Annotated in this window: 19 protein-coding genes and 1 riboswitch; of the genes, 6 read left to right on the plus strand and 13 right to left on the minus strand. The window is 47.8% G+C overall.

Going from position 1 to position 19,751, the window contains the following annotated elements; translation table 11 throughout:
* Window positions 1-9: 9 nt before the first annotated feature.
* The gene (locus QFZ48_RS29650; RefSeq protein WP_429065058.1) at window positions 10-336 is read right to left on the minus strand and encodes a NirD/YgiW/YdeI family stress tolerance protein; all 327 of its coding nucleotides are present in this window, start codon (window positions 334-336) and stop codon (window positions 10-12) included.
* 99 nt (window positions 337-435) lie between these two features.
* Between QFZ48_RS29650 and QFZ48_RS29655 the strand changes: the two genes are divergently transcribed.
* The gene (locus tag QFZ48_RS29655) at window positions 436-1,647 is read left to right on the plus strand and encodes a dicarboxylate/amino acid:cation symporter (protein WP_429047198.1); all 1,212 of its coding nucleotides are present in this window, start codon (window positions 436-438) and stop codon (window positions 1,645-1,647) included.
* On the opposite strand, the gene QFZ48_RS29660 is transcribed toward QFZ48_RS29655, so the two are convergent.
* The 3 genes from QFZ48_RS29660 to QFZ48_RS29670 form a co-directional block, all read right to left on the minus strand.
* Window positions 1,598-2,776, minus strand: coding sequence for a trans-sulfuration enzyme family protein (locus tag QFZ48_RS29660; RefSeq protein WP_429047197.1), 1,179 nt, complete (start codon window positions 2,774-2,776; stop codon window positions 1,598-1,600). The genes QFZ48_RS29655 and QFZ48_RS29660 overlap by 50 nt on opposite strands.
* A 150-nt stretch (window positions 2,777-2,926) precedes the next feature.
* Window positions 2,927-3,040: riboswitch (SAM riboswitch) on the minus strand.
* A gap of 75 nt (window positions 3,041-3,115) precedes the next feature.
* Window positions 3,116-4,060 (minus strand): NAD-dependent epimerase/dehydratase family protein, encoded by a 945-nt coding sequence (locus QFZ48_RS29665; protein WP_429065060.1) that lies wholly within the window; start codon window positions 4,058-4,060, stop codon window positions 3,116-3,118.
* Between the two features lie 51 nt (window positions 4,061-4,111).
* Window positions 4,112-5,347: a YdcF family protein gene (locus QFZ48_RS29670; RefSeq protein ID WP_429065062.1), complete on the minus strand. Its 1,236-nt coding sequence runs from the start codon at window positions 5,345-5,347 to the stop codon at window positions 4,112-4,114.
* A gap of 296 nt (window positions 5,348-5,643) precedes the next feature.
* On the opposite strand from QFZ48_RS29670, the gene QFZ48_RS29675 reads away from it, so the two are divergent.
* From QFZ48_RS29675 to QFZ48_RS29685, 3 genes are read left to right on the plus strand one after another with little or no spacing between them, the layout of a single operon-like run.
* Window positions 5,644-6,813, plus strand: a complete 1,170-nt coding sequence (locus QFZ48_RS29675; RefSeq protein ID WP_429065064.1) for a sensor histidine kinase — start codon at window positions 5,644-5,646, stop codon at window positions 6,811-6,813.
* On the plus strand, window positions 6,806-7,762 hold the full coding sequence (locus tag QFZ48_RS29680) for an ATP-binding response regulator (protein WP_429065066.1): 957 nt from the start codon (window positions 6,806-6,808) through the stop codon (window positions 7,760-7,762). Before QFZ48_RS29675 ends, QFZ48_RS29680 begins: the two co-directional genes overlap by 8 nt.
* A gap of 8 nt (window positions 7,763-7,770) precedes the next feature.
* On the plus strand, window positions 7,771-8,463 hold the full coding sequence (locus tag QFZ48_RS29685) for a uracil-DNA glycosylase family protein (protein WP_429065068.1): 693 nt from the start codon (window positions 7,771-7,773) through the stop codon (window positions 8,461-8,463).
* An 18-nt stretch (window positions 8,464-8,481) separates the two neighbouring features.
* On the opposite strand, the gene QFZ48_RS29690 is transcribed toward QFZ48_RS29685, so the two are convergent.
* From QFZ48_RS29690 to QFZ48_RS29730, 9 genes are all read right to left on the minus strand, one after another.
* Window positions 8,482-8,697, minus strand: a complete 216-nt coding sequence (locus QFZ48_RS29690; RefSeq protein WP_370909891.1) for a hypothetical protein — start codon at window positions 8,695-8,697, stop codon at window positions 8,482-8,484.
* Window positions 8,698-8,744: 47 nt separating this feature from the next.
* Window positions 8,745-9,029: a DUF6881 domain-containing protein gene (locus tag QFZ48_RS29695; protein WP_429047189.1), complete on the minus strand. Its 285-nt coding sequence runs from the start codon at window positions 9,027-9,029 to the stop codon at window positions 8,745-8,747.
* A 3-nt stretch (window positions 9,030-9,032) separates the two neighbouring features.
* Complete coding sequence (locus tag QFZ48_RS29700) at window positions 9,033-9,341, minus strand: hypothetical protein (RefSeq protein ID WP_429047187.1); 309 nt, start codon at window positions 9,339-9,341, stop codon at window positions 9,033-9,035.
* Window positions 9,342-9,711: 370 nt separating this feature from the next.
* Window positions 9,712-10,566, minus strand: a complete 855-nt coding sequence (locus tag QFZ48_RS29705) for an SDR family NAD(P)-dependent oxidoreductase (RefSeq protein ID WP_429065069.1) — start codon at window positions 10,564-10,566, stop codon at window positions 9,712-9,714.
* Complete coding sequence (cbiB, locus tag QFZ48_RS29710; RefSeq protein ID WP_429047184.1) at window positions 10,548-11,498, minus strand: adenosylcobinamide-phosphate synthase CbiB; 951 nt, start codon at window positions 11,496-11,498, stop codon at window positions 10,548-10,550. Before cbiB ends, QFZ48_RS29705 begins: the two co-directional genes overlap by 19 nt.
* Window positions 11,483-12,505: a pyridoxal phosphate-dependent aminotransferase gene (locus QFZ48_RS29715; RefSeq protein WP_429047181.1), complete on the minus strand. Its 1,023-nt coding sequence runs from the start codon at window positions 12,503-12,505 to the stop codon at window positions 11,483-11,485. Before QFZ48_RS29715 ends, cbiB begins: the two co-directional genes overlap by 16 nt.
* Before the next feature lie 12 nt (window positions 12,506-12,517).
* On the minus strand, window positions 12,518-13,987 hold the full coding sequence (locus QFZ48_RS29720) for a cobyric acid synthase (protein WP_429047180.1): 1,470 nt from the start codon (window positions 13,985-13,987) through the stop codon (window positions 12,518-12,520).
* 92 nt (window positions 13,988-14,079) lie between these two features.
* Entirely contained in the window at window positions 14,080-16,689 is a 2,610-nt protein-coding gene (locus QFZ48_RS29725; protein ID WP_429065071.1) for a M1 family metallopeptidase, read from the minus strand.
* 127 nt (window positions 16,690-16,816) lie between these two features.
* Entirely contained in the window at window positions 16,817-17,395 is a 579-nt protein-coding gene (locus QFZ48_RS29730) for an HdeD family acid-resistance protein (RefSeq protein ID WP_370913032.1), read from the minus strand.
* A 169-nt stretch (window positions 17,396-17,564) separates the two neighbouring features.
* Between QFZ48_RS29730 and QFZ48_RS29735 the strand changes: the two genes are divergently transcribed.
* Complete coding sequence (locus QFZ48_RS29735; RefSeq protein WP_370913031.1) at window positions 17,565-18,476, plus strand: acyl-CoA desaturase; 912 nt, start codon at window positions 17,565-17,567, stop codon at window positions 18,474-18,476.
* Window positions 18,477-18,734: 258 nt separating this feature from the next.
* The gene (gene mgrA / locus QFZ48_RS29740; protein ID WP_429047176.1) at window positions 18,735-19,727 is read left to right on the plus strand and encodes an L-glyceraldehyde 3-phosphate reductase; all 993 of its coding nucleotides are present in this window, start codon (window positions 18,735-18,737) and stop codon (window positions 19,725-19,727) included.
* Window positions 19,728-19,751 lie beyond the last annotated feature (24 nt).

Raw genomic sequence — 19,751 nt, forward strand, 5'->3', positions numbered from 1 at the left:
CCGTAGCCGTTAATCGTTGCTTACCTGCTGGTTTACCTTTAAAGTAATGGGCTTGTCGACTTCGTATTCCACCAGCGCCTTAATAGTGATCACTTCCCGGTCGCTGAACGGCCGTTGCGGGAGGAACTTCGGGTCTATGTCCACCTGGATTTCGGCGGTACGGTCTTCAAAAAGATAATTATTGCCACGCAGCTTTTTGGTGATGTAACCGGTCACCTTAACAGCGATGCTGTCGTTGTGCAGTTGCCGGGCATTGCGCATCACCTCTCCGATGGTGTAAGTTCGTTCCTGCAGAGCGAACAGGGGAAGCAACAAACATAGCATCCAGCTTTTCATGATAAATATATTGGTTCGCTAACACCATAAACAATAATCATGGCAGATTGTTCACCGAACAGATACATTTGGTTATCTTGTAAATCATAAACTTCAGGTATGGGATTCCTCAAAACGTACAGTAGTATGTTCTGGTTACTGGCAGGCATCATTGCCGGCAGTATTGCCGGGCTTATATTGGGTGAGCGTGTAGCCGTTATCAAACCATTGGGCGATGTATTTCTGAACCTGCTGTTTACAGCCATCATACCACTGGTATTTTTTGCGATCTCGTCCGCCATTGCCAATATAGAAGCGGGGCATAAGCTGGGCCGTATTCTCGGTGTGATGTCGCTGGTATTCCTTGGTACCGTTCTCATCTCCGCCTTTCTTACTATTGTGGCCGTATGGATATTTCCCATCCACCAGCAGGTAACGCTTACAAAAGATGTGAACCTGGAACAGCCGGGCAACTGGGGCGAGCAGGCAGTACGGCTCCTCACTGTGAATGAATTTTATGAGTTGCTGTCGCGTAAAAATATGCTGCCGTTCCTGATTTTCTCCGGCCTGGTAGGTTTTGCAGCCATGCGTACGGGAGAGAAAGGCGCTGCTTTCCGCGGATTTCTGCAGTCGGGCAATGAGGTGATGAAAGATATCCTTACGCTTATCATGAAATTGGGCCCTATCGGGCTGGGCGCCTACTTCGCTTACCAGGTGGGCACTGTAGGACCGCAACTATTTGGCACCTATGCACACTCTCTCGGTATTTACTACGGCTTTGGCGTTGTATATTTTATTGTTGGCTTCAGTGCGTACGCATTTGTTGCCGGTGGTATACCGGGTATAAAAATTTTCTGGAAGAACAATATTGTACCCACCCTTACCGCGGTTGGTACCGGCAGCAGTATTGCCACTATTCCGGCTAATCTCCACGCAGTAGAGCGGATGGGCGTTCCACGCGATATCGGCAACGTGGTAGTGCCATTGGGCGCTACCCTGCATAAAGATGGCTCCAGCATTTCTTCCATCATAAAAATGGCCGTGGTGTTTGCCATGTTCGGAAAGGGCTTCGACAGCGTCCCCATCATTTTAATGGCACTAGGCGTTACTGTTATAGCCAGCATCGTGGAAGGCGGTATTCCTAATGGCGGCTACATTGGCGAACTGCTGGTGATGAGCATCTACGGGTTTCCCATAGAAGCACTCCCGCCGCTGATGATTATAGGCACGCTGGTAGATCCGCTGGCTACAATCCTCAATGCGACGGGCGACAATGTTGCTGCTATGCTGACAACACGTTTTCTGCGGGGGCGGGCGCCGGCAGTTTCGTAAACGCCTGCTCCAGGTCGGCCAGCAGATCGGCGGTTTCTTCAAGTCCTACTGATAAACGGATCAGGCTATCGCTTACGCCTGCCGCTCTTCTCTTTTCTGCGGGAATGGATTTATGGGTCATCGCCGCGGGATGACACAATAAGCTTTTGATGCCTCCGAGGCTTTCTGCCAGTTTAAAGTAATGCGTAGCTGTAACAAACGCAGTTGCCGCTTCGGCCCTGTCATCTTTCAAGGTAAAAGATATAATTCCTCCAAACCCTTTACTCTGCTGCTTTGCCAGCTCGTGGCCCGGGTGCGATGGCAATCCCGGGTAAAACACTTTATCTACTGCCGGGTGTTTTTCCAGGTATTCCGCCAGGGCCTGCGCATTAATGCCATGTTGCTTAATACGCAAGTGCAATGTTTCAATACCACGTATCAGCAGGAAGCTGTCGAACGGGGAAAGAATAGCGCCGCAGGCATTCTGATAAAATTTAATCTCCTCTCCCAGTTGTAATGTTTTAGCCACTACCACGCCCGCAATCAGGTCGCTGTGGCCGCCCAGGTACTTGGTAGCACTGTGGATCACCAGGTCGGCGCCCAGCTGCAAGGGCTTTTGCAGCACAGGGGAGGCAAAGGTATTGTCTACACAAAACAAACAGTTATGCGCTTTTGCAATGCGGCCTATAGCCGCAATATCTGAAATCTTCAGCGTTGGATTAGTGGGCGTTTCCAGCCAGATCAGGCGCGTGGCCGGTGTGATGGCGTTGAATACCGCCTGTGTATCGGAGGTATCTACATAGTTTACTTTGATACCAAACTTCTCATATACTTTATTAAACAGCCGGAAAGCGCCGCCGTAAATATCATCTACCGCTACAATTTCATCGCCTGATTTCAGGAGCTTGATTACCGCGTCGATTGCTGCCAGGCCGCTGGCAAAAGCAGATGCAGTAGCGCCGCCTTCCAGTTTCGCAATGATCTTTTCTGCGGTTTCACGGGTAGGATTATTTGACCGCGCATAATCGTATCCTTTATTTACACCGGGTGCTGTTTGCACAAAAGTAGATGTCTGGTAAATAGGAACTGCAATAGCGCCTGTTTGCGGATCTACGGGAATAGAATGGATCAGTTCAGTGATAGTGCTCATCTTTGTTTGATTTTTAGTTTGATGAAAAATTGGTTAAACAGGTCCGTTAAATGAGCATATCAAAAAGGTGGGAGCATAAAAAAAACTCACCTGGGAGCCAGATGAGTTTTCTATTATCGTAAGAATAATATAATGTAAAACTATTGATCTGACTTATCTTTCCTGGTCCGTAAACCGGGATGGATGCAGCACCTTTCACTGTTTGCACAGTGATGGTTGCTAAGGTATCGTCGGGCCATGTCCCTCCTCCTTTCTTGATAAGCTATTTAAAGAACTGGTGCAAAGATAAGACAGAAAAAATAACTTCCAAATTTATTTTCCTACTAAACCGGTAGACTATTATTTATGTGCCAGTGTTAAACGGATTCCTTCTTCATAAGAAGTAGGTTTCACCTTAAAGTGTTGTTCAAACTTTGTAGAGTCGAAGATATAAGGATAGTTACTCTGGTACAGCATTTCCTTCATTTCCCGGATGGTAGTGTCAAACAATCCCGAGAGGGTCAGCATAAAACTGCCCAGCTTCATATATTTAGGTTTCACCCCCATCTGGGTGGCAATTATATTTATATATCCGTTGCCGTCCGGCGCCGGGTTGGCGGTCGGCAGGTGCCATACCTGGTTCCAGGAACTATCGTCCTGTGAAAGAAGGAACAATCCTTTGGCAGCATCCGGCGTAAAGGTATAGCTATGTGTCTGATCGTCTTTTCCAAGCCACATGGCATTGCTGTTCTTCCGGAACTTATCGATGATCAGCAGGTTCAGGAAGCCGGTTTTATCTGCGCCGGGTCCGTAGAAGTCGGCCGCCCTTGCAATGGTAGCCGTAAGGCCACCGGCCTTTACCTCGTTCATTAACTGGGTTGCAATGGCTGCACGGATCGTTCCTTTCTTACTAGAGGGATGATACGGCGTATCTTCTTTCATAGGTCCGTTTACTAACCCGTAAGAATATACGTTGTCGAAGAAAATGAGCTTCGCACCGGCTTCCTTGCAGGCATTAATTACATTGGTCATGATCTTTGGCCATGCATCAGACCATACTTTGATATTATATTGGAGACCGGCTGTAAGAAATACGATGGCACTATCTTTCACGGCGTTCTTTGTTTGAGCGGCATCAGTAATATCGGCCGGCACCAGGTCGGAGATGCCTTCAATGTATTTTGGCGACCGGCTTACGAGGCGTACCCGTTTCTGATGACGCACCAGTTCGGCTGCCAGTTCGTTAGCAATAATACCTCCTGCACCGAGGATTGTATATAAGGGCTGGATAGATGAATCAGACATAATAAGGATGTGTTTATAAAGTAGACGAATAAATGAATGAGATATTTTATTTCAGGGGTCCAATGGATCAAACACATTTACCTGCAGCGACCGCAGATCCGGCAGGAATGATAAAAAGTAAAGGTCGGCCTGTTTGATATCTGCCGCAGGCATATATCCTAACTCTATGGTGCAACGTTGGGTGAACATCGGGCTGTTCACGTAGGCAACGTGCATCACATCAGACACGCACATCATTCTTTTACCGGCCGGTATGCCACTCTGCCACACGATCCTCACGGCATTACGCACGTTGGTGGTAGTGTGGCGGGCATAAGGGTCTACCATCACCGCCGACGCGGGGATCTTCAGTTCATTTACCAGGTATTTCCTCATTTCCACTGCTTCGGAATATTGGGTACCTACCGGTCTTACATGACCACCGGATACAATAATAAAGGGCGCCATTCCTTTGCGGTATAATTCCGCACCGGTACGGCAGCGGCTTTTACCGGTTTCACTGATGGCCTCCTTTGCTACCGGGCTTGCGCCCAGGATAAGCATGGCGGTGTACGGATATTTGTTCCAGTCTGTTTTCTTTATTTGTTTATACGCATCCCGGTTGGTATCAGATAATGGTTCATAACGCACGGCTTCATCGCGGCGGTTCAGCGTCAGTAATTCCAGGGCCACGTGCAGCGACGGCTGGAAAAACAAGTCCGGCTTCTTTTTCCCCGCATCTTCAATTACACGTTGTACCATTGCCTTGTAGGCAGGCGACATCACGTAATAAGTGGCCGAATCAATCACCGGGTAGCGGAGTCCTTTTCCGTTCGTATAGGCATTGAGGATATAGTTCACGCCATCGGCGGCATCCTTCCAGGCGAAGGAAAGCAATACCGGGTCCGTTTTCCCGGCATACAACTGGAATAAGCCACTGCTGCGCATTTCACTTACCAGTTGTTCCATTTCCTTTGGATGTTGCTGTAATAAAGTAATAAAAGCACTGCTCACTTCACTGATGGTGCTGCCGGCAAACTGCAACGGAGCGGTAAAATCACCGCTACTCACGGGATGGGTTATACGCTGTGTGTATTCATCCCGCAATGCGGTAAGGGTGCTATCCTTATTTATCAGCTGCGTCACACCAGGCACACGCTCCAGCAATGTAAACAGGTAAAAGATCCTGTCCTGCAGGGCACTGGTTCCTTTGTAAATTTTGTAATGCGGTTCCGGTGAAACAGGTTGACCAAAAACAAAAGGCAAGCATACGAGGAGTAACAGACCGGTAAGAAAACAGTTTTTCATCAAAAGCAGGTATTACAGCAACAATAATACAAAAGGAAAAGGGAACTTTATCTTCTCCCTAAAATATAATACATATTTTATATACCAATATTAAAACCTTAAAGTTTGCACCCATATGAAAGTTTTAATAGGTAAAAATATATAATGTATTAAATATAATTATACATAGGAAACTCAGCAGAAAATACATACCTATTCTTTTAGTTTTTCATTGATTATCTATTAGTTAGGGAACGTAAAATCATTATTTTCGTCGCGGTTTTGCCACCACGCCGACGTCCCAATCATATGTAACAATGTATACAACCCACGAAAAAAAGACCTTTGTACGTTATGCTGTGCTAACGATAATGGTGATTGTTTTGATGACCTTTTTCATGATTATCTCTTTAAGAAAAAAAGAGTCAGCACAGTTAAGCATTGTTGTTAAAGACCTGATAGCCACTAAAACTGATGTAGGTCATATTGACCAGGCAGTGCAACTGTTGTACGCAGCAGACAATAACTTCCGTGTATATACGCTCACTTACGACAAGCATTACCTGAATGCTTATGTGGGCCAGTTGAGCAGCATTACTGCGCACCTGGACAGCGCCGTGAGCTCCGCTAAAAATGAAAAGCAGATGCATGCGCTGCTGGCGGATAAAGTAAAGAAGTCGCAGCTGTACCTACAGACACGCCTATACGTAGATTCATTGCTGCAGCTATCGCAGGTATGGGACACTGCCACCCACCCCCTCCCCCTGCAGCAGTTGAGTAATATTAAAATACCGGCGCCCAACATAAAGGCCGACACGATTATAACTACGGAAACGGCCACTGCAAAGGGCCGCAAGAAACTATTGGGCCGCATCAAAGACGCGATCAGCAATAAATCACAGGTACAGCAAACGAGCCAGCAGGTGAAAATCGTTCAATACGACACACCAAAGGATGGCAAAGCCTTTTCAAAAGATCAGCTGTCAAAGATCCAGGCCGCCTATAACAAGTTTATAAAAGATGCCACCGAAAGTCATAATAACCTGAAGCAAAAAGAATACGCCCTCGTTATTGCCAACGAGCGGCTGTTCTCTGAATTGCTTCGCCTCATGGCGAACCTGAAACAGGACATCGTGGCCGAAACCGATAAGCGGCGGCTGCAATTGGGTCACGATATCGATCATTCCCTCTACAAGCTGGATAAGCACAACTACTGGGAGATTCCGCTCATCCTGTTACTGGCAGCGATTATTATATATGGTATTGTCCGTTTATACCGCTACGACCTGGCGTTGCTAAGAGCCAAGCAACAGGCTGAAAAGTTTGCACAACAGAAAAGCGACTTTGCAGCGACGATCAGTCATGAAATACGCACACCGGTACAGTCGGTGCTCGGCTATACGCACCTGCTGGAACGCGATACAACGCCCGAAACGGTGGCGGCTATACGTCACTCTGCAGAAATGCTGCTACAGGTTGGTGAATAACGTACTCGACTACACGCGGATGGAATCTGCAGAACCCATATTAAGAGAAGAGAAGTTTGCTCCCCGTACCGCTATTGAAGAAGTATGCAATACACTGGCCATACAGGCAGCCATGAAGTCGCTCACGCTGGAGGTAAACATCTACTTTCCCAGCACTTTAATTGTGGTGGGCGATGCCTTCCGCCTGAAACAGGTGTTGATTAACCTGGTAGCCAATGCCATTAAGTTCACAGAAAAGGGCGGTATTACGGTAACCGCGCATATACGTGACAACAACTTATTACAGGTAAGCGTAAAAGATACGGGTGTAGGTATTTCGCATAAAGAACTACCTTTAGTTTTCGAGGCCTTTTCTCAGGGAAATAACCATTATCATAAGGGAAGCGGATTGGGATTACATATTTCCAAGAAGATCATCGACCTGCACAACGGAAAGATACATGTGGAAAGCCTCGCAGGAAAGGGCTCCACTTTTTATTTTGAAATCAGGTATAAGCTGATGACCCCATCACCTGTTACCAAAAAAATTATTGTCCCGGTGAATAATACATCTACAAACGCAACTATTCCGGCGGGTATCCGGTTACTGGTAGTAGAGGACAGTATCCTCAACCAGAAACTGCTGGCCCTGATGCTGGACAGAATGCAGGCTTCTTACCTGATTGTTTCTTCAGCAGAAGAAGCACTGGAAGTATACCATCGTGAAGCATTCGATTTTGTACTGACCGACATTGACCTCCCCGGCATTGATGGACTGATGCTGACCAATATGATCCGGGAATTACCTGACAAGAAGAAAGCCTCCGTAACCATTATTGCCATTACCGGTAATGTTATGGACGATGATATTGAGCTGTATCTTCGTTCAGGTTTAAATGATTACATCATGAAGCCTTACCGCGAAGAAGACATCCTGGAAAAAATTACCAGGCATCATCAAATGGCGTAAATTGCGGAATGACTATCGCCGATCAGATCATTAGCTTCAACAGCCAGCTGCATTTCCCGGGCAAGTTGCCCGCAGGTATACGTGTGATGAACCCTTTCCGGGAAGGCCCCGGTATCATGGATATCATGACACAGTTCTATAAAAAATTTTATAACGACAAACAGCCACGCCAACTGATCCTGGGCATTAACCCCGGCCGGCTGGGATCGGGATCTACCGGCGTCCCTTTTACGGATACCAAACGTATGTGGGACAAGTGCGGCATTGAAATTACCGGGCTTAAAACGCACGAGCCCTCCTCTGTATTTGTATATGATGTAATAGACGCCTATGGCGGGGTGAAAAAGTTTTACCAGCAGTTTTATATCAGCTCTGTTTGTCCGCTCGGATTTACCTCTCTTCAACCTGGCGGGAAGGAAATAAATTACAATTACTACGACAGTGCCGCTTTAACAAAAGCCGCCTATCCTTTTATGGTGAGCAGTTTAAAAGCGCAATTGCAGTGGAATATCAGTCGTGAGGTATGCTATTGTATGGGGACAGGGAAGAATGCCGCGTTCCTGCAGGCATTAAATGAAAAGGAGAAATTTTTCAGGGCGATTGTCCCGCTGGAACATCCCCGCTTTGTTATGCAGTACAAATCCAAAACGAAGTCGCAGTATATCGACAAATACCTTACAGCTTTTGAGGAACACCCGTAACCCCAATCTGTGGAATTTTTACGCCGTCTGAACCGCGATCTGGTCTGCAATGTTGTTCAGCAGTCCCATGTTTAAACGACGGCCATTGTCTGTAGCGCCCGGTGCACGTACATATCCGTCTTCGTCTTTCTCCATCATTACCTCTTCTCCGTCTACGTCTACCAGAAAGCGTTCAGCTGAAGAGGGTTTTACGTAAAAGCGGCCTCCGGAAGTTTTAATCATAAATGCGTTCATAAGATTCTTTTTTCTAAAGAACTTACGCAAACCACGGACCAGCTATGTCAGGACAAAAAATAAAAATATTGATTCCAGATCAGTTCAAATTCTGCCTTGGAAATTAGTTCAGGAATAAATTGCCTGTCTTCCATGATTTCTTCCAGGCCGGGCATCACCTGATCGGATAAGGCGGTGCCGCCGAAATGAAAATTGCTGCAGGCGATGCCGAAGCTTCCATCCGGGTAGATTTCAATTTTCCTGTTTTCGAAACGCTGCGAATCTATCTCGCTGTATAGGTATACCGGTTCGTCTTCAAAATGATGAAGCCAAGATACTTTGAGATACTCCATTTTTTAGATTTTTACAAGACGGCAATCCCAGGTATCTTTGGGTTGTTCCTGTACCGGATCGGGCGTTACCACGCCGGTGATCTGGTAGATATTGCCTTCTTCATGCAACCGGTCGCCAATTTGAGGCGTCAGCTCGTATTTAAAGCGGATGGTAGCAATGATACCGAAAGACTTGTAACTATGAATTTTTATGATACTCGCAGATCTTACAGGTAAAAGCAATTCGGCCTTTTTGCGATTACGACTCCTGTACATGGAGATCATCGCCCATAATGCCAGGGCAAACAAAAGGCTAAGGAGCAGCAGATTCACGGTTTTGATCAGGTTTAGGTTGAATAATATTTTATAGTTGAGCGGTACCTCCTGTTGGCATAAAGCAGGTACTACTACAATATAGTGAATTTAATACATGTAAACAATTTTTTTTACAAGGCGGGGATGCGCCCTCCGGCGGGGAGGTATGGAGAATGCTTATATATGTGTTACTTCCGGGATACTTCTGCCATGCTTCAAACCTGCGTATACCTTGGATAAACCATGCGGTATTAATACTGTCAGCATGCACTTCTAATGCACTACCCATGCACTCCCCATGCACTATGTCTCATTTTCCCCCCGGATGGGCGGGTGTTGGTACTTCCTGAATGATGTCCGGAATTCGTATTCTCCGGCAGCAGCGTCCTTAAACATTGATATTATTAAACACCTGTAGCGGATCATCATACAAAAAACTATATCCCAGCACGTTTCTCAGTTTACTGGAACCTACAATTTTATAGGGTTCCTCTTCGGCGGGTAATCTGCGTGGCATCTGGATGCCGAGGTATTGCGCAGCTGCCTTGTAATAATGGCTGCGTTGCGGGTGTCCGCTGGCGCAGGCGTTGAATACTTCTCCCCACATCTTCTTTTCTATCACCTGCCGGATAATACCGATGCAGTCGTCGCGGTGGATTACATTCATAGGCTGGCCGTTGGCTTTCCGGCCTTCCATGATCCGGCGCTGATCTGGCAGCCGGTCGTAGCCAATGAGCCCGCCGAAGCGCAATACGGTGGTATCAAATGCGTCTGACTCCAGCAGGAGGCTTTCGGCTTCCCGTAGCGCCATTCCGTTGGGAGTGTCAGGGATTTCTTCATTTTCTTCTGTTACCAGGCCGTTAATGTCTTTATAGACAGAAGTGGAGCTTACAAAGATAACTTTGCTGATGGGCGTTGTGGCTATAAAACTGCGCAACAGCGCTATTTCTGATACATGTGCATCTTTGCCTCTTTCTTTCCGCGGCGGAATATTTATGATCAGTATGTCGGCATCCCAGAAGGCATCGGGGCCGGTCAGCACGTCTTCAGACAATACCACCGTATACGCTTCCAGGCCAAGGGCCTGCAGCTCCTGTACGCCTGCCATGCTGGTGCGGGCTCCTTTTACGGAATAACCTGCGGCTTGCAGGTGCAGTGCCAGCGGCTTTCCCAGCCAGCCACAGCTTAAAATACTGATCCTTTCGTTTCTTTCCTGTCCGGGGTTTACCGCTGTGCTGTCCATATAAAATAATATTTTACTGCAATAATGCTGATGATCATCACGAAAGTAACTGCCTGATTAAGGTACATTACCTTGCTGAATTCTCCATGTTCAATACTGCGTTCATTTTCACCGATGTAAGGTTTGTTTACCACTACTCCCTGGTAGAGGTTGGGACCACCGAAGCGGCAGTCCAGGATACCTGCCAGTGCGGCTTCCGGATATCCTGAATTGGGGCTGCTGTGTGCCGGTCCGTATTTAATCATAAAATGCCAGGCACGGCTGCTGCCATACAGGAGGATCATCAGCAGCGCCGTGATACGGGCCGGGATAAAATTGGCTACATCATCCAGGCGCGCAGCGAAGCGTCCAAAATACAGGTATTCCTTGTTCTTATAGCCTATCATGGAATCCAGGGTATTGATCATTTTATACAACATCATGCCGGGCAGCCCCAGCACGGCGTAAAAAAACAGCGGCGCTACTACCCCATCGCTCAGGTTCTCAGACATCGATTCAAATACCGCGATGCGGATCTGATCAGGTGAAAGATGACCGGTATCCCTTCCAACTATCCACGACAACCGCCTGCGGCCGGCCTCCACTCCTTCGTGGTGTAAAGCTGCAAATACTTCTTTGCCTTCCTGTAGCAGGCTTTTGTTAGCCAGCGCGAAAAAAACAAACACTGCACTGAATCCATAGTACACTACCGGCCACCCCGATAGTACTATAAGCGTAAAATAAAAACTTATATATACTGCTACGCACAAGGTAACCGTGAGCAAGGCCCCCTTCCAGAACCGGGCGCCTCCCCTGTTCAGCCAGCGTGTGCCCCGGCTGATCAGCCAGCCATAAACTTTCACAGGATGCGGCCAACTGCGGGGATCTCCCAGCAACAGGTCGGCGATATACCCTAACAGTAGCGGCAATACGAATTTTAATACAGGGTCCATTGGCGCAAAGCAGTAGTCAGTAATTGATTGTCAGCGGCATTGCGGCAGGCAACCCGGCAATGCCCGGCTTCCAGTCCATAAAAATTGGAAGCATCCCGGATCAGCAGGCCATACTTCTCCATCAGCCATGCTTTCAATGTAGCGGCGGTACCGGTTAATGTTTCAAACAAAAAATAATGCGTATGCGATGCATATACTTTGTACTCGGGCATCTTACGGATACTCTCCCACAAATGAAAAGTTTCCTGCAACAGGCTGTCGGTCGCAATGGTAAACTGCTCCGGGTGTTCCACGATATAATAGCCGGCATCCAGTGCCAGGCTATTCACCGACCATGGCATCCGGAAAGCCCTGACACGGTCCAGCAGTTGTTTTCTTCCTGCCATATACCCCAGCCGTAAGCCCGGGATACAACAGGTTTTAGTCATGGATCTCAGCACCAGCACATTTGGTAACCGGTGCAGGAACGGCAGCATGGTAGCGGCATTTAGTGTAAACTGTATATAGGCTTCGTCAATGATGAACACCGTATGCTTATTATGGGCGATGAGTTGTTGCAGGGCTGTTTCATCCAATGCCTGCCCTGTAGGATTGTTAGGATTGCAGATAAATACCAGGTCGCTGCTGAACACGGTACCCGGTGTGAGCTTATCCCATTGCAGGTACAGCACCTGGTGCCCATACAGCTTACACGCATCTGCATACTCCGAAAAAGTAGGCACTACCACCGTGGTAGTGGCGCCTGTAAATGCCTGTGCCACCAGGTAAATGGCCTCTGTGCCACCGTTGGTAACCAGGATACTGCCGGCGGGGAGAGCCGCCTGGTTTTCGAGCATGGCCTGCAGCTTTGAGCCACCTGCGTCCGGGTAATGATCTATACCCGTTACTTTATTCCTCAGATGCTCCTTCAATCCTTCCTGTAAACCACCATACCATACGTTGGAGCTGAAATCAGCTTTCACCTGTTGGGCAAACAGGTAACCATCATCACCGTGTCCTTGTATCATAATGCAATATTATTATAATTCCAGTGCCTTATAAACAGCCGGAATGTCCAGATGTTCACGGATGTGTGTTGCCAGTTTGTTATATTGTTCCTCCTTAAACCGGCGGTAATCGAACTCCTTTACTACTGCGGGTTTCCCGCAATGCGCCAGCAGGTCGTTGATCACTGTGTCGTTATCGAGGATGCCATGCAGGTAAGTACCCCAGCAGTTAGTCCGGAGGAAATACCCGTCTGTGCCGCCATCTGTAAACGTGTTCAGCGGGGAAGCCACTGCGGCGGTGGTATCTCCCATATGAATTTCATATCCTTCACATACTTTCGGCTGATCCCGGTAATAAAAGCTTCTTTGCCTGGTGATCTTTTCTTTTGTAAGCACAGTGGCAACTGGCAATATTCCAAGCCCCGGTATGCTGCCGGCAGGGCCTTCCACACCATCAGGATCCGCTACCTGCTGTCCCATCATCTGGTAGCCACCGCAAATACCGATCACTGCTTTATTTCGTTTATACGCTTCCGTTATTGCGGCAGCGGTACCGTTATTCCTGATGGAGACCAGGTCGGCAATCGTATTTTTACTGCCCGGCAGGATGATAATATCTGCGGCCGACAGTTCTGCCGGATTATCTGTATAAAATATATTTACGCGCTCATCTTTTTCCAGCGCATTGAAGTCGGTGAAGTTGGACATATGCCGCAGCAGTACGATAGCTATATTTATCTGACCGGCGGCAAACCGTTTCTGTTTAAGCTGCAATGAAACCGCATCCTCTTCTTCAATATGAATATCGTGATAGTAAGGCAGCACACCGGTTACTGGTACGCCGGTAATGCTTTCCAGCATCGCCCGCCCGTCTTCAAACAACCGGATATCGCCACGGAATTTATTGATAATAATTCCTTTGATCAACGCCTTTTCTTCCGGCGGCAACAGGGCGATAGTCCCATATACGCTGCCAAAAATACCGCCGCGGTCAATATCCGCGATCAGGTACACCGCTGCTCCTGCATGCAGCGCGATCCGCATATTCGTGATATCTTTTGCACGCAGGTTCAGCTCTGAAATACTGCCTGCCCCTTCCATTACCAAAGGATTGAATCGCTGCGACAAACGGTCAAAAGCGCCTTTCACTTCTTCAAAGAGCGCGCGTTTATCGTCTTCCATAAAGTATTCCCAGGCCGACTGATTACCAGCTGGTTTGCCGTGCAGCACCAGTTGCGCGTTGCGGTCACTGGTAGGCTTCAACAACACGGGGTTCATATCGGTGTGACATTGCACCCCGGCAGCTTCTGCCTGAACAGCCTGCGCACGGCCTATTTCCAGTCCATCGGGGGTAGCGTAGCTGTTGAGCGACATATTCTGGGCCTTAAAAGGTGCAGGAGCATATCCATCCTGTTTGAAAATACGGCAAAATCCTGCGGTGATTACGCTTTTGCCTACATCGGAAGCCGTACCCACAAACATTACCGGCCGGAGTTGTTTCATTCGTTCATGACGTTAGTACTGCCGCGAAGATATTAACTTTAAGACAAGTATGCCACCTTTATGCCGCCTGTAAGGGAGTGGCCTGCCGGCAATTATTTAAATATATCATCTCCCAGCCCACTGTTAATAGCCGCCTTTTTCACTTTCATCACCGCATCATAACCGCCTGTATTGGTAGTAATGGTAAACGGCAGTTGTACACCATTCACGTTGCGGTAATCAGTGTAATCAGTAGTGGTTTCCTTTTCATTGCCTTCCTGTCCCGGCAGGGAAACAGTGCGTACTTTCAGGCCCGTTTTCACATCGTAGTAGTTGCGCAGCAATGCCCCGTTGGAAGTAGCCACACCAATAACATAGGCGCTTGCATTATTGACATCGGCGGTCAGCGGCGCCAGTTCCAGCTTAACATCGCCGGCATGGTTAAGGTATTGCAGTTCGGGAAACAGGCTGTTTTTATCCTTCAGTATAGCCTTGTCCGCCGGTGAAAGCGGCACCTCCTGCCCCATGCGGGCCATACTTACATTATTGCCATTGATAAGCAACTTATAGGCAATTAACTTATTCACCGGAACGCTTACCACCTGCAGCATTTTATCGGGTTGTTTCGCCTGCACACTGCGTTCAATAGCCGTTCCTGCAATATCTCCATCTTCTTCCAGCAACAGGTCTTTTATGCTATTCAGCTTATCGGCGCCGCCTATGGCATCAATGTATTTTTTTAGTATAGCCGTTCCCGTAGTACCGTCGGGTACAGGTTTACCGGTGTCTGCTTTCCAGCTGTTATTTGGAGGGTTGATATCGGGGAAATTGCCTGCTGGATCGATGATCACGCTGGTGAGCTTAGTAGTGGAAGGATAGCGGAAAGTCCAGTTGTTGCCGCGTTGCCACACTTCCACCGGCAGGTGAACGGTATCTGTTTTACCATTGGCATCTGTTACTGCCAGCACTACCGGCATGGGAAGTTGTTCCAGGTTCTGAATGGTGATGAGCGCGCCCTGGGCAGGATCGTTCTTTACATATTTCACATCTTTTACTGCCTGGTCGAGTTTCCAGGTATTAAAAAACCAGCCGCGCCAGAACCAGCTAAGGTCTTCACCCGCGGCGTTTTCAATACTTCTGAAAAAGTCCCACGGTGTGGGGTGTTTAAATGCCCAGCGCTTAATGTATTCCCGGAATGCATAATCGAAACGTTCCGGACCCAGGATTTCATTCCTGAGAAGATTCAGTCCTGCTGCGGGTTTATAATAAGCCGCGATGCCATTGTAATTGAGACCGATAACATCCGGGGTATTCATAATGGCTTCCGCATTGGCGGAAAACAGCATGGGGGCTGCTCTCTGCATACTTTGACGGGCAGCATATTCTCCGTTGTTGAAATTTTTAGTGGAAATACCGTTAATGAAGGTGTTGAAGCCTTCATCCATCCAGGCGTATTTACGTTCGTTGGAGCCCACGATCATGGGGAACCAGTTGTGTCCGAACTCGTGGTCTGTAACGCCCCAGAGGCCGCCCTTGGTGGACTTCCAGTTACAGAAAACAATACCGGGATATTCCATTCCACCTACAATACCTGCTACGTTGGTGGCTACCGGGTAAGTATAAACATACCATTTATCTGAGTAGTGTTCGATACACCCTTTCACATATTCGGTGGATCTGCCCCAGCCATTTTTACTGGCAACTTCTACCGGGTAAAGTGATTGCGCCAGCGCCTTTTTGCCACCGGGCAGGTTAATGCGCGCGGCGTCCCAGATAAACGCTGCGGAGGCGCCCCAGGCCACGTCACGGGTATTTTTACATATGAAATGCCAGGTACGATTTCCTTTGGCGGTATTGTTTTTTACATCTGCACTGTCGCGGATAAACACGGTTTCATTGCTGTTGCGCGCTTTGGCCAGCCGGCTCATTTCCTTCGGCGACAGCACCTGCGCTTCATTCAGCAGTTGCCCGGAGCCTCCTATCAGCAGGCTGGCGGGAGCTGTGATGGTATAATCGAAGTTGCCGTATTCAAGATAAAACTCGGACGCGCCCAGGTAGGGTATATTATTCCATCCGAGTACATCGTCATACACGGCCATGCGTGGGTACCACTGTGCTATTTCGTAGATCCATCCGTTGGCGGTGCGCAGGCGGCCGGTGCGGTCGGTACCATATTCCGGGATGGTATAGGCGTAATCTATTTTCAGTTGTACGGAGGCGCCTGTTTTAAGGGCATCTGCCAGCTTCACCTGCATACGGGTATCATTTACCAGGTAATTGGCGGAGGCGGATTTGCCGTTGGCAACTACGTTTACGCTTTTCAACTCAAAGCCTTGTGTGAAGCTCCGGTTAGCAAATCGTTCGCCGGAAGCCGCTACGGTAGCGCTACCGCGGGAATCTTCCCGGTAAATGTTCTGGTCCAGCTGCAGCCATAAAAAGGGCAGTTGGTCCGGGCTGTTATTTTTATAGGTAATGACTACGGAGCCGCTTATACGATGTTGCGCCGTGTCGAGCGTTACGGCCAGTTTATAATCTGCTGCGTTCTGCCAGTATTTCGGACCTGGTTGTCCGCCTGCACTGCGGTATTCGTTACCGGGAGCAGGATAAAATAGTGGGGAAAAAGCCTCATGCGCATCATATTTAGATACTGTCTGGCCCATTACCTGCTGCATCCCGGTGCATAATAACAAGGACGCGATAGCATAGATTCTGTTGATTTTCATCGGAAGAGAATAGATTTAGCAGCACCGAATATACAGAAAATGCCGACAGTATAAAGCTGTTACAGCGAACGGCAAAGTGGTGAATTACTTTGTGGTTCGCTGTAACAGCTTCTACGGCGTATCTTTTTTAAAGGCCGTGTTCTTTTAATTCTTTTTTAACATGTTTGAGACGGAAAGCGAAGATAATACTGAGAATACCGGTTCCCCAGAAGGCAGCGGCCATCAGTCCGAGTACAGTAGCCACACCGAGTGCGGGGTTATCGAGAATAAAGATAGCGATAATAATAAGCCCGATTCCTCCCACCAGCAGCCAGCCCCAGTTAGGCACCTTATCTGTTTGAAGCTGGATAGAGAATCCAATGAGACTGATACCTTTGAACAAAAACCAGAAAGCCAGGAAAAGCGGGATCACAGCCATACTTACCGAGGGATACAGCATCAGGATAAAGCCTATCACTACATCTATGATACCTGAGGCCAGCGACCATCCCCACCCGTGGTGCCCCCTGCGGTTGCCGGCAGCAAAAGCTATTTCAAAGATCCCTGTCACAAAAAGGGTGACACTGAAGAATATGCTGAGCAATACATAGCTGCTGAAGGGATTGGCGAAAACAACGCAACCCGCAATGAGGAATATGATCCCGTTGAGCAGGTACAACCACCAATACTTCACATTGTTCCTGATAGCCGAAATGAATTGTGACATAATAATTACTTTAACGTGATGAAAGGATAGTACTACGTTTCTCTCTAACACATCCGGTTGTAAAATGTTCGCCGGAATATAGGCGCGCAAAAACCGGGGAAAAGCACTTAACTTTGTCCAAATGATTTAAATCATTTATTTAATAAAAGACGGAAATTATCTTTGTGGAATGAATAAGGCGATCAAGCAAGAAAGACAGCCACCTAACTGGTGGCACCAGGCAGACTTCATGGGCATTCACGCGGTGCCCTTACTGGCATTTTTCACCGGTACAACAGCTTTTGACTGGATATTGTGCGGTGTACTGTATGTAGTACGTATGTTTTTTGTAACGGCTGGTTATCACCGTTATTTCTCGCACCGTGCATTTAAAACGTCGCGGTTCTTCCAGTTTATCCTGGCGGGAGGTGCACAAAGCAGTTTACAGAAGGGCGCCTTATGGTGGTCAGCCAATCACCGTATTCACCACAAACACAGCGACACCCCGGAAGATCCGCATTCAGCAAATGTTTACGGATTCTGGTATGCGCATATCGGCTGGATCATGGGCCCGGAATACAAGCCCACCCGTTTCGACCTGATCAAGGACCACAAAGCAAAAGAATTGTTGTGGCTGAATAAATGGCATATGATACCGGCAGTGGTACTGGCAATAGCAGTGTATTTTGTGGGCAATAAAGTAAATGGTACTGGCTGGTTCGACTGGTCCGCCGGGTTATCTACTTTACTGATCGGGTTTTTCCTGAGCACCGTACTGTTATATCATGGTACTTTTACCATTAACTCACTTATGCACAAAATTGGTAATAAGAGATATTATACCGGAGATGAGTCCCGCAACAGTGCTATCCTGGCGCTGATCACCCTGGGAGAAGGCTGGCATAACAACCACCACTACTACCAGAGTGCAGCCAGACAGGGCTTTTACTGGTGGGAATTTGATATCACCTATTATGTGATCAAAACACTGGGTTTCCTGGGAATCGTATGGGAAATACGCCCGGTTCCAGCCAAACTGAAGGAAAGCAATAAGCTGAAGCAGGAAGCTGCTCCACGCGTACCGGTGGAGGAACTGAGCTAAAGCGGATGTTGTCTTGGCTCAGGATTACGCTGATTTTACTGATTACCTGGATTTTTACTTTTTGATTTTTTTTGATTTTTTAGATTTTCGTATAATAATAGTTAAGGGAGATAAGAGCGAATACCCGCTTCTATCTCCCTTAATCCTTTATAAAATCCAAAAGAATAAAATCCAGGTAATCAGTAAAATCAGCGTAATCCTGAGCCAAGACAAAATCCGCTTTATTTTTCTATCTTGTCTCCCTAAAATTAAAATTCCATGCATTACACACCCGCTGCAGACAGGTATAACAATATGACCTACAACAGGTGCGGTAAGAGCGGTTTACAGCTGCCTGCCGTATCACTGGGTTTATGGCACAATTTCGGCTCTGTTGATAATTTTGAGAACGGACGCAGTATTATTCATAACGCTTTTGATAAGGGTATCACTCATTTTGACCTCGCCAATAACTACGGGCCATTACCTGGTAGTGCGGAGGAGAATTTCGGCAGGATATTGAAACAGGATTTCACCGGGCACCTGCGGGATGAACTGATCATTTCTACTAAAGCAGGTTATACCATGTGGCCTGGTCCTTATGGCGACTGGGGATCCCGTAAATACCTTGTTTCCAGCCTGGACCAGAGTTTACGCCGCATGCAGCTCGAATATGTGGACATTTTTTATTCTCATCGCCCGGATCCGGCTACCCCTGTTGAGGAAACAATGGGAGCGCTGCATAGCATTGTGCAACAGGGCAAGGCGTTGTATGTGGGACTTTCCAACTATACCGCCGAGCAAACAAAAGTCGCTGTAGAGATATTAAAATCGCTTGGTACGCCCTGCCTCATACACCAGCCTAAATACAGCATGTTTGAACGCTGGATAGAAGGCGGACTGCTGGATGTACTGGAAGCCAACGGCGTAGGTTGCATTCCCTTCTCTCCCCTGGCACAGGGATTACTGACAGACCGTTACCTGAATGGTATCCCGGCCGGCTCACGCGCCAGCAAACCAACAGGATTTCTGCAGGAAGGTGAAGTAACGCCTGAAAGAATTGAGAAAGTAAAAAAGCTGAATGTATTGGCGCAACAACGCGGCCAGTCCCTCGCCCAGATGGCGCTGGCCTGGATCCTGAAAGACAAACGGATTACCACCGTATTGATCGGCGCCAGCTCTGTTGCTCAGCTGGACAACAACCTGGATACGCTGAAAAATACCGCCTTTACAAAAGAAGAACTGGACGCTATTGAAGCGATACTGAAATAGTTTTTTGGTGGTTAGCCGTTAGCA

It is taken from the genome of Chitinophaga sp. W2I13, assembly GCF_050434005.1.
Lineage (GTDB): Bacteria > Bacteroidota > Bacteroidia > Chitinophagales > Chitinophagaceae > Chitinophaga.

Excerpts from the sequence above, each read along its gene's own strand:
- QFZ48_RS29730 (WP_370913032.1), bottom strand. The coding sequence starts at position 17,395 with ATGTCACAATTCATTTCGGCTATCAGGAACAATGTGAAGTATTGGTGG.
- QFZ48_RS29670 (WP_429065062.1), bottom strand. The coding sequence starts at position 5,347 with ATGAAAAACTGTTTTCTTACCGGTCTGTTACTCCTCGTATGCTTGCCT.
- QFZ48_RS29675 (WP_429065064.1), top strand. The coding sequence starts at position 5,644 with ATGTATACAACCCACGAAAAAAAGACCTTTGTACGTTATGCTGTGCTA.
- mgrA (WP_429047176.1), top strand. The coding sequence starts at position 18,735 with ATGCATTACACACCCGCTGCAGACAGGTATAACAATATGACCTACAAC.
- QFZ48_RS29735 (WP_370913031.1), top strand. The coding sequence starts at position 17,565 with ATGAATAAGGCGATCAAGCAAGAAAGACAGCCACCTAACTGGTGGCAC.
- QFZ48_RS29660 (WP_429047197.1), bottom strand. The coding sequence starts at position 2,776 with ATGAGCACTATCACTGAACTGATCCATTCTATTCCCGTAGATCCGCAA.
- QFZ48_RS29720 (WP_429047180.1), bottom strand. The coding sequence starts at position 13,987 with ATGAAACAACTCCGGCCGGTAATGTTTGTGGGTACGGCTTCCGATGTA.
- QFZ48_RS29715 (WP_429047181.1), bottom strand. The coding sequence starts at position 12,505 with ATGATACAAGGACACGGTGATGATGGTTACCTGTTTGCCCAACAGGTG.
- QFZ48_RS29685 (WP_429065068.1), top strand. The coding sequence starts at position 7,771 with ATGACTATCGCCGATCAGATCATTAGCTTCAACAGCCAGCTGCATTTC.
- cbiB (WP_429047184.1), bottom strand. The coding sequence starts at position 11,498 with ATGGACCCTGTATTAAAATTCGTATTGCCGCTACTGTTAGGGTATATC.
- QFZ48_RS29650 (WP_429065058.1), bottom strand. The coding sequence starts at position 336 with ATGAAAAGCTGGATGCTATGTTTGTTGCTTCCCCTGTTCGCTCTGCAG.
- QFZ48_RS29705 (WP_429065069.1), bottom strand. The coding sequence starts at position 10,566 with ATGGACAGCACAGCGGTAAACCCCGGACAGGAAAGAAACGAAAGGATC.
- QFZ48_RS29655 (WP_429047198.1), top strand. The coding sequence starts at position 436 with ATGGGATTCCTCAAAACGTACAGTAGTATGTTCTGGTTACTGGCAGGC.
- QFZ48_RS29725 (WP_429065071.1), bottom strand. The coding sequence starts at position 16,689 with ATGAAAATCAACAGAATCTATGCTATCGCGTCCTTGTTATTATGCACC.
- QFZ48_RS29695 (WP_429047189.1), bottom strand. The coding sequence starts at position 9,029 with ATGGAGTATCTCAAAGTATCTTGGCTTCATCATTTTGAAGACGAACCG.
- QFZ48_RS29665 (WP_429065060.1), bottom strand. The coding sequence starts at position 4,060 with ATGTCTGATTCATCTATCCAGCCCTTATATACAATCCTCGGTGCAGGA.
- QFZ48_RS29690 (WP_370909891.1), bottom strand. The coding sequence starts at position 8,697 with ATGAACGCATTTATGATTAAAACTTCCGGAGGCCGCTTTTACGTAAAA.